The sequence below is a fragment of the Xanthomonas fragariae genome (assembly GCF_900183975.1).
GTDB lineage: Bacteria > Pseudomonadota > Gammaproteobacteria > Xanthomonadales > Xanthomonadaceae > Xanthomonas > Xanthomonas fragariae.
This window is the reverse complement of the sequence record NZ_LT853882.1, coordinates 3806593-3820287: the sequence shown is the minus strand read 5'-3', so window position 1 is coordinate 3820287 and position 13695 is coordinate 3806593. Positions and strand designations below refer to the sequence as shown.

The 13695-nt window shown below is 63.6% G+C and carries 6 protein-coding genes and 1 other RNA gene; 5 read left to right on the top strand and 2 right to left on the bottom strand.

Going from position 1 to position 13695, the window contains the following annotated elements:
- Positions 1–75 precede the first annotated feature (75 nt).
- Together PD885_RS17700 and PD885_RS17695 are read left to right on the top strand one after the other, a co-directional pair.
- Positions 76–1203, top strand: a complete 1128-nt coding sequence (locus PD885_RS17700; protein ID WP_002814560.1) for a mechanosensitive ion channel family protein — start codon at positions 76–78, stop codon at positions 1201–1203.
- Positions 1204–1265: 62 nt separating this feature from the next.
- Positions 1266–1329, top strand: a non-coding RNA gene (locus PD885_RS17695) — sX9 sRNA.
- 102 nt (positions 1330–1431) lie between these two features.
- On the opposite strand, the gene PD885_RS17690 is transcribed toward PD885_RS17695, so the two are convergent.
- Positions 1432–1845 carry a DUF2127 domain-containing protein gene (locus PD885_RS17690; protein WP_172402145.1) on the bottom strand — a complete coding sequence of 138 codons (414 nt, stop codon included), beginning with the start codon at positions 1843–1845 and terminating at the stop codon, positions 1432–1434.
- Positions 1846–1914: 69 nt separating this feature from the next.
- Positions 1915–3744: a translational GTPase TypA gene (gene typA / locus PD885_RS17685; RefSeq protein WP_002814565.1), complete on the bottom strand. Its 1830-nt coding sequence runs from the start codon at positions 3742–3744 to the stop codon at positions 1915–1917.
- Positions 3745–3963: 219 nt separating this feature from the next.
- Here typA and PD885_RS17680 point away from each other — a divergent pair, with 219 nt between their 5' ends.
- The 3 genes from PD885_RS17680 to PD885_RS17670 all read left to right on the top strand — a co-directional run bounded on the left by PD885_RS17680 (position 3964) and on the right by PD885_RS17670 (position 13685).
- Entirely contained in the window at positions 3964–4458 is a 495-nt protein-coding gene (locus tag PD885_RS17680; protein ID WP_002814567.1) for a peptidylprolyl isomerase, read from the top strand.
- Positions 4459–4574: 116 nt separating this feature from the next.
- Complete coding sequence (locus PD885_RS17675) at positions 4575–5561, top strand: malate dehydrogenase (RefSeq protein ID WP_002814569.1); 987 nt, start codon at positions 4575–4577, stop codon at positions 5559–5561.
- A gap of 942 nt (positions 5562–6503) precedes the next feature.
- Positions 6504–13685 carry a hypothetical protein gene (locus PD885_RS17670; protein WP_145954109.1) on the top strand — a complete coding sequence of 2394 codons (7182 nt, stop codon included), beginning with the start codon at positions 6504–6506 and terminating at the stop codon, positions 13683–13685.
- The last annotated feature ends 10 nt before the right edge of the window (positions 13686–13695 follow it).

Genomic DNA, 13695 nt, shown 5'->3' with positions numbered 1-13695 from the left:
GTATAACGTGATGCTCATTACGCTTGCGGCATGCTCTGGCAGCCATCCCTCTTTCCCCCCCACAGGAGGAACGGTTTGACTGCCAATTGGAACGTCATCGGCGAATATGCAATCCCGCTCGTTGCCGCGCTGCTGGCGGGCATCGTGACCTGGTCGCTGATGCTGTGGCTGTTTCGCCGCATGCAGGGTCGCGACTACCGCCGTGCGCGCATCATTCGCGTGATTACGCTGCCGGCGGCAGTCATTCTGCCGTTGTTGTTTTTGCTTATTGCGGCCGAAGCAACGCCGCTGGAGGGCAAGGGGCTCACGGCACTGCAGAACCTGCTGCATGTGGGAATCGTCGGCTGCATTACCTGGTTATTGGTACGAGCGGTGGCGGCGGGCGAGGCGGCGATCCTGCGCAGCAATCCGATCGAAGTCTCCGATAACCTCACCGCACGGCGTATCCAGACCCAGACGCGGGTGTTGAGCCGCGTAGTGATGGGCGCGGTGATCCTGCTCGGCATCTCGGTCGTGTTACTGGGTTTTGAACAGGTACGCCAGATCGGCAAGACGTTGCTTGCCTCGGCCGGCATCATCGGGCTGGTGGCCGGTATCGCGGCCAAGCCGGTGTTCGGCAATCTGATTGCTGGGCTGCAGATCGCGTTGACCCAGCCGATCCGGCTGGACGATGTGGTGATCGTGGAGGGCGAGTGGGGCCGTATCGAAGAGATCGGCAGCTCGTATGTGGTGGTGCGGATCTGGGACGAGCGGCGCATGGTGGTGCCGCTGACCTGGTTTATCGAGCATCCGTTCCAGAATTGGACGCGCAGTAGCGCCGATCTGCTCGGCACCGCATTTCTGTGGCTGGACTACCGCACGCCGATCGCGGCAGTACGCGTGGAACTGGAGCGCATCTGCCAGAGCGAACCGCTATGGGATGGGCGCGTGTGCGTGACCCAGGTGACCGAGACCAGCGAGAGCACGATCCAGCTGCGCCTGCTGGTGAGTGCGCGCAATTCCGGCGATGCGTTCGATCTGCGCTGCATCGTGCGCGAGCGCATGATCGACTTCCTGACCCGCGAGCATGCCTACGCGCTGCCGAGGATCCGCGCCGAAATCGCCGCACAGGAAAAGCCGCCGTCGCGCGTCGCCGAGCCGATCGCCCAGGAGAGCGTGCGCTCGCCCGGGGCCGAAGACGGCGAGCCTATGGCGACGAATTAAGACTGGCTGACAAAACTACTTCGCTCACCGCCAGACGGGTGCGGCCGGTGTTCGAAATTCTCATGTACCACGCGTATACCGCGGTTTCTCAGCGCCGTCCGCACTGCTCGCTACATGTTGTTAGCCACTCTAAAGCGGTGGGTCGCATTGACGGTCAGCTTCCGCGGGCTAAAGGTGCTGCGTCGGGGGCGACGACGGATGAAGTACCCGCAGACGGGCAGGGTTTGCTCAGCGACGTCGGAACAGATCGCGCGCAAGCACGCCGACCACAAACAGATTGATCGCCAGCACGCCCCAGGCGGTCCAGCCGGGATGGCGGACGATGGCGTAGATATCGAAGGGTAAATAAATGGCCGCTGACAGGCAGCCCAATACCGAAGCCCATGCCTTGGCACGCCACAGGCCCCAGGCTTCCACGATATGCAGCAGGCCGTAAGCCAGCATCGCGGCAGCAGCCAGATGCACCGCATCGGGGCTGATGGTCTTGAGCAACGACGGCAGTGCGCCGTGCTCGGGATCCAGATTGAAACGGCGGATCATAGTGCTGACCGCGTTTTGCAGCGGGAGCGGGCCCAGAATTTCCAGGCCCGTTGCCGCCAGCAGCGCAAGCGTCCCCTTGACCGCCTCTAGCAAGGCGATCACGTGTAGTCCCGGATGCGCATGCGGATCCGGGCTGTAGGGCTTGTTGCTCACGCTTGTCGACCTGACAACTCAGCCCGAACGGCCAGCGCGCTTACGGTCGCTTTCGGTCAGGAACTTCTTGCGTAGGCGGATTTCCTTCGGGGTGACTTCAACCAGCTCGTCGTCTTCGATGAAGTCCAGTGCCTGTTCCAGCGTGTACTTGATCGCCGGAGTCAGCTTGATCGCATCGTCCTTGCCCGACGCGCGCATGTTGGTCAGCGGCTTGGTCTTGATGGCGTTGACGGTCAGATCGTTGTCCTTGGAGTGGATGCCGATCAGCTGACCTTCGTACACGTTATCGCCTTCGGCAGCGAACAGACGGCCACGCTCTTCCAGCGGCCCCAGCGCATAGGCCGGCGTTGCGCCCGGTGCGTTGGCAATCATCACGCCATTCTGGCGCTTGGCGATCGCGCCCTGTTCCTTCGGGCCGTAATGGTCAAACACGTGGAACAGCAGGCCCGAGCCCTGCGTCAGGGTGCGGAACTCGTTCTGGAAGCCGATCAGACCGCGTGCCGGGATCATGTAATCCAGACGCACGCGGCCCTTGCCGTCCGGCTCCATATTCTTCAGCTGGCCTTTGCGGGTGCCCAGCTTTTCCATCACGCCACCCTGGTGCTGTTCTTCGATGTCCACAACGAGCTGTTCGATTGGCTCCATTTGCTTGCCGTCGATCTCCTTGACGATCACTTCCGGACGCGACACGGCCAGCTCATAGCCTTCACGACGCATGTTTTCGATCAGCACCGACAGATGCAGTTCGCCACGGCCGGAGACCAAGAACTTGTCGGCGTCGGAGCCTTCCTCGACCTTCAGTGCCACGTTGTGCACCTTCTCGCGGTCCAGACGGTCGCGCAGCTGGCGGCTGGTCAGGAACTTGCCGCCGGACAGGTCTTTGTTGCCGGCGAACGGCGAGTTGTTGACCTGGAAGGTCATCGAGATGGTCGGCTCATCGACGGTCAACGGCGGCAGACCTTCCGGGGCGTCAAGCGCGCACACGGTGTCGGAGATGGTCAGCTCGGCCACGCCGGAAATGGCGACGATGTCGCCGGCCTCGGCGGTGTCCTGCTCGATGCGCTCAAGTCCGAGGAAACCCAGCACTTGCAGTACCTTGCCCTGACGCTTCTTGCCTTCGCGGTCGATCACGCTGACCGGCATGTTCTTTTTCAACACGCCACGCTGGATGCGGCCGATGCCGATCACGCCGACGAAGTTGCTGTAGTCCAACTGGCTGATGCGCATCTGGAACGGGCCGTCCGGATCCACGTCAGGTGCTGACACGTGCTGCATGATCGCTTCGTACAGCGGGGTCATGTCGCCGTCGCGCACGTCCGAATCCAGGCTGGCGTAGCCGTTCAATGCGGAGGTGTAGACGATCGGGAAATCCAGCTGCTCGTCGGTTGCGCCGAGCTTGTCGAACAGGTCGAACACCTGGTCGATCACCCAGTCCGGGCGTGCGCCGGGACGGTCGACCTTGTTGACCACCACGATCGGCTTGAAGCCCATCGCGAAGGCCTTCTGGGTTACGAAGCGTGTCTGCGGCATCGGGCCGTCCATCGCATCGACCAGGATCAGTACCGAGTCCACCATCGACAGCACGCGCTCGACTTCGCCACCGAAGTCGGCGTGTCCGGGGGTATCGACGATGTTGATGCGATTGCCGTTCCAGGTGATGGCTGTGTTCTTGGCCAGGATCGTGATGCCACGTTCCTTTTCCTGATCGTTGCTGTCCATCACGCGCTCAGCCAACACGGTGCGTTCGGACAGGGTGCCGGACTGCTTCAGCAGGCAGTCGACGAGGGTGGTCTTGCCATGGTCAACGTGCGCGACAATGGCGATATTGCGGAGTTTTTCAATAGACATGCGGAAAGGGCCCCTGTCTGGCGCCAGTCTTGAGATGAGGTAAGCCCGGCATTATAGCGGTTTCGTTGCCACGCCGTTGCGGCCGGCTGCCGGGCGGTTCAAATCGCCCATTCAGCTTGCCGTGCGACTCCCGACCATGGTCGTAGCCTGCACGGCCGCTTGCGCGCTCGGGTGTATCCTAATGGGCTGTCATATACCCTGAAACCTGCAAGGATTTCCATGTCCCTGATTGCCCATTTCGACACCGCCAGAGGCCCGATTGCTGTCGAGCTGTTCGCCGACAAGGCCCCGCTGACCGTTGCCAACTTCGTCAACCTGGTCCAGCGCGGGTTCTATGACGGCCTGAGCTTCCACCGCGTCATCGCCGACTTCATGATCCAGGGCGGCTGCCCTGAGGGATCCGGTCGCGGCGGCCCTGGCTACCGCTTCGAGGACGAAGCCAACAACGGCGTCGGTCACGAGCGCGGCGTGCTTTCCATGGCCAATGCCGGTCCGAACACCAATGGCAGCCAGTTTTTCATCACCCACACCGCTACCTCGTGGCTGGATGGCAAGCACACCGTGTTCGGCAAGGTCAGTCAGGGCCTGGACGTGGTCGATGCCGTCGCCCAGGGCGATGTCATCAATAAGGTGACTATCGAAGGCGATACCGACGCGGTGCTGGCCGCCAAGGCCGACCGCGTCGCGGAGTGGAACAAGATCCTCGCCGCCTGATGTCGTTACCCGAACGGCCGCCTTGTGCGGCCGTTCGCTTGTCACAGCGCGCCGCCTGGCTGTGTGGCCCCGCCAGCGTGCACCCCCAACAACTTTTTTAGCAGAGGAAACTCCCAATGAAAGCACCCGTTCGTGTTGCTGTGACCGGCGCTGCCGGCCAGATCGGCTATGCCCTGCTGTTCCGCATCGCCTCCGGCGAAATGCTGGGCAAGGATCAGCCGGTGATCCTGCAATTGCTGGAACTGTCCAATGAAAAGGCCCAGACTGCGCTCAAGGGCGTGATCATGGAACTGGAAGATTGCGCCTTCCCGTTGCTGGCTGGCGTGGTCGGCACCGACGACGCCGACGTGGCATTCAAGGACATCGACGTCGCCCTGCTGGTCGGCGCGCGTCCGCGCGGCCCGGGCATGGAGCGCAAGGACCTTTTGCTGGAGAACGCCAAGATCTTCACCGCGCAGGGCGCAGCCCTGAACAAGGTCGCCAAGCGCGACGTCAAGGTGCTGGTGGTCGGCAACCCTGCCAACACCAATGCCTACATTGCGATGAAGTCCGCGCCGGATCTGAACCCGAAGAACTTCACCGCCATGCTGCGTCTGGACCACAACCGCGCGCTGAGCCAGCTGTCGCAAAAGCTCGGCAAGCCGGTCGGCGGCATCGAGAAGCTGGTGGTGTGGGGCAACCACAGCCCGACCATGTACCCGGACTACCGTTTCGCGACCGCCGATGGCGCGTCCATCGGCGCTGCGATCAACGATCAGGAATGGAATGCGTCCACCTTCATCCCGACCGTGGGCAAGCGCGGCGCGGCGATCATCGAAGCGCGCGGTCTGTCCTCGGCAGCGTCGGCCGCCAATGCCGCCATCGATCACGTGCGTGATTGGGTACTGGGCAGTAACGGCAAGTGGGTGACCATGGGCGTGCCGTCCGACGGCTCCTATGGCATTCCGGAAGGCGTGATCTTCGGTTTCCCGGTGACCACCGCCAACGGCGAGTACACCCTGGTCAAGAATCTGCCGATCGACGACTTCAGCCAGAAGTACATCGACAAGACCCTGGCCGAGCTGGAAGAAGAGCGCAGCGGCGTGTCGCATCTGTTGGGCTGATCGATCGCGTAAGTAGATGAAAAACGCCGGGTGATGCCCGGCGTTCTGCGTTATGGCCCTGGAGAACAAACCGATGTTGCCTCCGGTTTGGCGGCCACGTGCCGACGTTGCCCCGGCGCTTGCAATGCGTTGCGCAGAGCCGATGTAGCACCAGGTCATCGCGCGCCCAAGCGGGTGCCGATGCACGCGCGGCCGGAAACCCGATGATGCCGTGCGTCCGCATAGGCACGGCAAGTGCGCTGCTGGTCGAGGTCAGCGCGTAGGGCTTTTGGCCTCGCTGCGCTGCTCGATCAGGCTACATTGCCGATCACGCAGTTCCCCGTTGCAGATGTCGTGTCGGACCCGCGTGTCTCAGGGATGCGCTGCAACTGCGGTCATGCTCGCGTGCTGCCGCAGCGTTCGCTTCATCTATCGATACCGGCTTTCGTCATGCGTGACGCATGGCGCATGCGCTGGCAAGAACATGCTGGACATCGAATGGCTTGGATAAAGGATGCACCTGTGGGCGGATTTCGTAATATCGGAAATACACGCGGATCGAGCGCTTCGAATTATCTGGAACGAGGCGAAAGCTCGGGTGCATCGACCAGTGGTGCGCCGGCGCAACGATTCGGTACGCAGGATGAGCCGGCGGCAGGGATTCTCGGCAATTTGCCACCGCGCGGCGAAGGGCAGCAGCGCAGGCAACACGACGTTGCACCAATGGACAACGCCCGGCTACGACAGCCACAGCGGCCAGCACATGCGCAACCGCGACAGCCTCAGCGGGCAGCGCGTGCGCAACCGCGACAGCCTCAGCGGGCAGCGCGTGCGCAGCCGCGACAGCCGCGGCAACCAGCGCGCGCGCAGCTGCGACCGGGTGCAGGAAACAGTGGCCCGCGTGTGGCGCATCAGGCTGCCTCGCGTGAATTCCAATTCTATTGGGCAAGCACCAGCGCAAAGATGCTCAACGCCAAGAGAGGCGGCGAATGGGAAGGTTGCGCGGCGATTGCCGATGAGATCTGCAAGCAGTCGAGCCAGATGTGGTTCCATGTGTCCTGGATCGGCCTTTCCATCATGGCCAACTCGCTCAGCCAATATCCCGAGTTTCGGCTCCCCAAACCGGGATATGTCTATCGCCAGGCATTGAGCCGGATCGGCCAGTGCCTGGCTGATGGTCATCGCGATACGCACGTCAATCCGCTAAGTATGGCCAATCTCGCCAATGCATTGTCCAAATGCGTGGATATTCCCAACCCACAAGGCGATGCGGACCTTGCGACGCAGATAGCGCAGTGCACGGCCGGGTTAGAGCGTATCGCCAATGAGATCAACCTGATTGCCGGGCAGGTACGCGGCAATCATAACGAAGAACTGCACTTGCAGGGTTTTGGTGCAAATGACCTTGCGCAGATCTGCAACGGCTTGTCCAAGGTGTTGAGCAAGGACTCGCAGACGGCAGCAGCAGTGGGCGAGGCAATGGGTGTGATTGCACGGGAGATCGTGCTGCGCAGGAGATCGGCCGAGGGATTGTCGAAGGTTCACCCGAAGGATTTGGCAATTCTGGCTGCCGGGATGGGGCGTCTGGTCGCCGAATCCGATAGCAGGCGCAGCGAGGCTGAGCGGGCGGGCGACGCGGGGCAGCGGCTGTGCCGGGCAGACGCCAGCGAGTATGCACGCGCCGGGTTGGCGGAACTGGGGCAAGAGCTGGAGCAGCGGGTGCAGCCGCGTGATGGGTTGTCGCAATTCAATCCCCAGGATCTGGCGATGCTGGCCAACGGGATCGGCAAGGTCGCCGGGGATGCCGACGTACCCGGATTGATTGGGGTTGGTTGGGAAATGGTGCGGCGCGGCGGCACAGCGGCAGGGCTCAGCAAGTTCACCATACAGGGCCTGGCGATGGTCGCGAACGGTCTTTCCAGGCCACCCACCAGCGGCCGCAACATCGCTCCCGGTCTGGTCGCGGTGGGTCGCGCAGTGGTGCAGCGCGCGAAAGATCCGCAATGGGCGCAGCACGCAGACGTGCAACAGTTGGCGATGCTGGCCAACGGATTGAGCAAGGTGGCGCACGACCGGGACAGCGCCGCTGCATTGGCGGCCGTGGGTAAGGAGATCGACGCGCGGCTAAAGAGGTCGAGCAGTCTGTCGGACTTCCAGTGTGCCTCACTGGCGGTGCTGGCCAACGCCCTGGCCAAGCTGCCCGGGATGCAGGGCTGCGCGACCGGGTTGAAGGCGGTGGGCCGCGCACTGGAGCGACGCATCCAGCTCGACGGTGCATTGCCGAGCTTCAAGCATGAGGAACTGACGATGCTGGCTGGTGCGTTGCGCATCGTGGCCCAGGACGATCCTGCCTGCGAAACGGTGCTGGAGGCCCTGGGGGAGGATGTGGCGCAGCAGGCCGAGGAGCTTGACGGGCTGTCGCATTACGATGCCAAGCAGCTGGCCGTCTTGGCCAACGGACTGAGCAAGTTGGCCGAGGGCGGCGCGAGTCAATCTGCGCTGAGCGCATTAGGAAAGGAATTGGCGCAGCGCAGCGCCGAGCATGGCGACCTTGCGGACTTTGCGGACCAGGGCCTGGCGATGCTGGCTAACGCACTGGGCAAGCTGACCCAGCCGGAAGACGCGCTCCCCGGGTTGAGCGCGCTGGCACGTGAGGTAAAACGCCGTCGCGATCCGCTGGATGGGTGGCCTGGAGTGACCTTGCAGGGCCTGACGATGCTGGCCAACGATCTGGGTAAATGGCTTGAGGATCAGGACTGCGCCGACGGCCTGATCGCTGTTGGGGAGGAGTTTCTGCAGCGTGCCGCAAGGGAAGCTGGATCGCTGCCTCTTTCCCTTGCCGATATGGCGGTGCTGGCCCGCGCTTTCGGCAAAGCGGTCGAAGGCCACGACCACGCGCCCATTTTTTTGCCCCTGCTTACCTTGTTGAGTCGCCAGGTGGCGTCACGCGCCGGCGAGCTCGATGGGTTGTCTGCCCTGAATGGTCAGCATCTGGCGATGCTTGCCAATGGGCTGGGCAAGCTCGCAGAAAATGGGGGGCACGTGCCCGGATTGAGTGCGATAGGTCGGGAAGTCGCGCGGCGTGGCGACACGCCCGATGGCTTGTCGGACGTTGGGAGCGAGCATTTGGCAATGCTGGCCAACGGCTTGGGCAAGCTGCCCGACGAGCGCGATTGCCGCGAAGGCCTGGTCGCGCTGGGTCAGGAAGTGGTGGGGCGGGCCGGCAGGTTGTCGGACATCTCCTTACTGGGTCTGGCAATTCTGGCCCAGGGCTTGAGCAAGACGAACGAGAGCGGTTCCGGCACGGACATGCAGGCCGCATTGGGCCTGCTGGGCCGGGAACTGCTGCAGCGTGCCACGGTGCCGGACGGCTTGTCTGGCCTGGGCACCAATCAGCTGACGATGTTGAGCAACGCGCTGTCCAAAGCCAGTGCCGAGCGCGACAGCGTAGACGCGCTGCTGGCGCTGGACGGAGAGGTGGCGCGGCGTGCCGTGCATCATGACCGGCTGTCGGACTTCAATGCCCAGCAACTGGCCTCGGTCGCCAATGGCCTGAGCAAGGCGGCCGAGGACGTCGACCGCCTACCCGGGTTGAGCGCCGTGGGCCAGGAAGTGGTGCGGCGTAGCGGCCCAGGCAGTGGCTTGTCCGAGTTCTCCAGCCAGGGCTTGGCAATGCTGGTCAATGGGCTGGCCAAGATAGTTGCGGACCCGAACGCACGTCAGGCGATGGCCACGCTTGGCGCCGAGGTGGAACGGCGCATCCAGTCACCGGGTATGGCGGGAGAGTTCAATGCGCAGCAGCTGGGAATGTTGGCCAATGGCTTGGCCAAGGTCGCCTACGTCCACGATGGCCTGGCCGGGCTGAGCGCCATCAGCCACGAGATCGTAGACCGCGCGCAGGAACCTGCGGGTCTTTCGGTATTCAATCAGCAGACTCTGGGATGGCTGGCCGGCGCTTTCAGCCGCGGCGAAGCCATGGCCGACTGCGTTGCGGGGATGCAGGTCATCGCCGAACGGTTGGGGGTCGGAAACCATACCTATGCGACCTTCTCACCAAGCGGACTGGCACAGCTGGCCAACGCGTTGTCGCGCATGTCGCGGTGGGCAGAAAGTCAAGGCTACGAGTCTGTGGAAACATTGATGCGCGGCCGGATGCACGCCTTGGCCGTGCATCTACTGCAGATGCCCGAGCGGCTGGCTGACTTTCCGATGGTGGAGTTGTCGATCCTGCTCAAGGCGCTGGCCAAGGCGGAGCAGTACGACACCCTGGCCGCGTTGGCCGAGCCGGCGCTGAAGCGTCTGCAGGAACTGCACGGCCAAGGCAAGGCGGGCAGCATTAGCATGGAGGCGAACGGCTCGCTGTGTGTTGGGCTGCTGCCGCTGGTGCGCAGCAAGGACCCAGGGCTGCACCGTCACCGTCGGAAGACGCTGGAACTGCTCAATCGCCTGCAGCCAGACATCGCCCATGAGATCGAGCTGGTGCTGCAACAGCATGCGCCCCAGGCGCAGGACATATCGGCCGCGGATCACCTTGGAAACACCCGCACTGCGCGCAAGCCGGGACATTCGCTGTATCTGACCCTCAAGACTTATGCCGCGGTCGCGCGGAAATGGCGATGGAGCGAACTCGGCGGCACTCCCGCGCATATCAACGTCCGACGCGCAGAGCTGGGCGCATGGTTGCGCACGTTGGTCCAGCAGGCGCAGCCGTTGCTGGATGCCGAACTCGGTGCATCGAGCTGGGCAGTGCGGGCGATGATTGAGTCTGACGAGATGTCCGGTGCGCTGCACCAGTACCTGTCGAGAAACGCCGCAACGGTGAAGGCGGAGCTGGCACGGGCAGGCCACACCCAGGCGCGGGTGCGGCTGGATGCCGTGGCGCGGCAGTGGAACCATCCGCCTGACGTTCCGCAAGCAGGAGCCGGGGTAGCAGCATTGCCGCCCCGGGTGGATAGCTTTGGCCGGTTGGTTGCCGACAGTGCGAGCGAGACCGCCTCCCGGCGCTACTCGCTGCTGACCCGGCTGACCGGCAACATGCCGGTGATCGAGGTGGAACTGGACGGCGTGCCGACTTCCTTCCAGTTGGAGCGGACGGTAACCCACCAGGGCGTGCCGTATTGCTTCAACATATTCGGCGGCAGTGCGTTGAAGCTGGGCGCCTCGGGGTTCGAGGACATTCAGGACAGGCAGGCCCGGAAGAAGAATCGCAATCCCAAGCTGATGGGCGTGCGCGCTTGCGATGTGTTGCCGGATGCGCCTTTCATGACGTTGTTGACCAAGCTGTTCCCCAACAAGGAAAGCTTCTGGTACTTCCAGCGGCTGATGAGGCCGTCCCCGCCAGCCGGCATCGCCGGGTTGGGACCGGCCGACCATGTGCTGGAAGGGCGCTTCCGCATGCTGTTCATGCCCGATCTGCCCGATCGTCTGGATGCGCCGGCGCATCCCTTCAAGCTGCAGGACCAGCAGGGCCGCGCGATCGCCATACAGCCCTACGACGGCTGTGGCTTCATCAAGGCATCGGTCGTCCAGCGCATGCCGGCCTATCGGCGCGCGCTGGGCCAGGAGGGCGGTCAGGCGATGAAGCCGATCGGTCACGGCCGTCCGTCGAACTTGTCGTTGAGCGCGCTGCAGCACTATGTGCCGGACGAGGCCGTCGCGCAGGAAGCGGTCGAGGCGCTGCGAGAGCGGCTGCCTGCACTGCAGCAGAAGCAGGAGTTGAGCGGCGAAACGCTGTTCCGCTGCGCGGCCAACGGTCTGATCCAGGGCAAGACGGGGATTCTGGTGGCGTCGGCAGACGATAGGGCGCATCTGCCCGAGGCCAAGAGCTCGCAATGGGACGGGAAGGATCTGCTGATCGGAAAATCGCCTTTCGATAAAGCCAACATGGTGGTGTTCGAGCCTGAGCGCATCGGCACCGAGGCAGAGGAGGATGCGACAGCGCAGTTCCTTGGCAGCTGTGCCGCCCTGCAATACAGCTATGTCGGCGTGGAAGACGCGGTGCAGGTACCGGGCGAAGACGCCACGCCGCAGCGAGCGGAGAGCGAGCGGGCCTGGTTCGGCTTGAAGGGCATCGACATCGTGGTGCCCGATGCGCTGTGGCCAGCGGAATACAAGGATTGCGACCGGGTCGGACCGGCCAAGGACGTGAAGGTGCACAGCGACTGGCAGCACTCCAAGGCACCGGTGCAGCGTGACACCGCGGTGGACGGCCGCGGCGCGTATATCGGTACGGAAGTGTTTGCGCCGGGTTCGCTGGTCGCCTTGCCCCTGTCCACGATCAAGCGCCTGGATGCCGATTGCGATGGCGATACGGTGCAGTTGTTTGCGGGTCTGCCGACGTTGAGCCAGCACGTGCGACAGGACGAGCAGGAGCGGCAGGCCAATCCGCAACCTTCGTTCAAGCCGCCCAAGACCCATACCCCGGCGATCGATCCGGACACTGGTGCCTACGATCCGAGCCGCACAGCGCAGATCATGGCGATTTACCGGAAGGTGGTCGAGGACTTCACCGGGTTGCAGGTCAGCCTGTACGCGCAGACCCCCGAGGTCCAGGCATGGGTGGCCGAGCGCGCGGTACTTGGAACCTACGAGGGCACGGACGCAACGCTGCGTAGCGAAGTGCTTCGGCAGCTGGATGTAGACGCGCCCGATCCCGCGGTGGTCGAGCGCCTGGTGCAGGCCGCGGACGAGGACGTGGCCCACGCATTGCACGCGCCGGCCAAGCAGGTGGCCGAGTTGCTGCGGGCGCTGCTGCAGCAATGGCGTGACGGCCGGGAAGAGCCGTTGCCGCTGCCCGGCTCGATGACGGAACTGCTACCGCATCTGGAGAACGCCTATGCGCAGGCCAGCAATACGCGCGCGCGCCTGCATGCACTGGTGGACAGGTATCCACGGCGCAAGCTGCGGTCGCGGTTGGGCTATACGCCAGATGATCTGCTCGGAAGTCTGCGCAACCTGTTGAGTATCGGTATCAAGGTCGGCACCGACGCATACAAATCCGACACGGCCACGCGCGAGTTCAGCGCCTGTGCGTCGTCACTCAAAAGCTTGTTGGGGCATGCGCCCAGTCTGCACAGCGTGCCCTATACCAAAGGTGCCGGGGCCAAACTGGCGGCCGGTCGGCTCGAAGCGCAAGAAACGTTGAAACTGCTGGAGCGTATTCCCACGCTGTCCGCGCGCGTGATGTTGCGGTGTAGCGAACACATCGTGCATGAAGATCTGTGGCCCTCGCCGCAGCCGATGCCACCGCTGACTGAGGAAATGCGGATGCAAGCCGGTGAACATGCGCGGCAACTTGCGCTGCGCGCGCAGCAGGAAGAGCCGGGCGTCAGTGCGCTGATGCGCAGGCTGGTGGACCAAGACCAAGACCAAGGCCGCAGCCGCCTGGTGTTGCTCCACAAGAAGCTGCGATCGCCGCAGTCGCTGAGCGACGACATCCTGGTGCGGGCCCGCAGGAAGCAGCTGAGCGTGGACGACGCTGCGGGTCAGCTGAGCGGCGCGCTGCGATATACCGTGGAAGTCGATCCATCGGCACTGGCTGAGACCGTGCGCACCGCACTGGATACGCTGCAGAAGCAAGGAATCAGGTGCATCGGGGTGCAGAACCACTTTGTGTCCAGCTCAACCTACAGCGGTGTCGTGGCCCAGCTGCGCATGCGCGAACAGGTCGAATTTCAGGTGGAATTCCATACACCGCAGAGCCTGCAGCTCAAGCTCGATTTGCACGCGGACTACAAGCTTAGCCAGGCCGAACAGTTGGCGGATCGACCCGATAACGCATCGCTTCAGACCCTCATCGAACGCATGCGGGAAGCCCGCGCGCGGGTGCCGTTACCCCCCGGCATCGAGCGCATCGTCGCTTATGCCGAACATGCGCCATTGCGGCGGCAAGCCACGGTCGGGCCATCGCGCGTTGTCAACCAGCAGCCCCAAGGCGCCGCCGGGAAGCCGTCGACGCGATTGGCCACCCGGTTGCGCAACTTGGCGCTGGAGCGCGAAGAGCAGATCAACGCCGCCATCCGCGAGGTCGTGCCCGATATCGTCGGCGGGCCGAAGTTGCTCATCAGCGAGCAGGGCAAGAAAAGGGACTCGATCCGCAGCAAGATCGAGCGCAAGGTCGGTCAGCCGGAGACCCCGCAGCAGTAACTCAAGGCGG

What these genes read in the sequence shown, in the direction of transcription:
- PD885_RS17670 (WP_145954109.1), top strand. Translation starts at nt 6,504, where the DNA reads ATGCTCAACGCCAAGAGAGGCGGCGAATGGGAAGGTTGCGCGGCGATT.
- PD885_RS17680 (WP_002814567.1), top strand. Translation starts at nt 3,964, where the DNA reads ATGTCCCTGATTGCCCATTTCGACACCGCCAGAGGCCCGATTGCTGTC.
- PD885_RS17675 (WP_002814569.1), top strand. Translation starts at nt 4,575, where the DNA reads ATGAAAGCACCCGTTCGTGTTGCTGTGACCGGCGCTGCCGGCCAGATC.
- typA (WP_002814565.1), bottom strand. Translation starts at nt 3,744, where the DNA reads ATGTCTATTGAAAAACTCCGCAATATCGCCATTGTCGCGCACGTTGAC.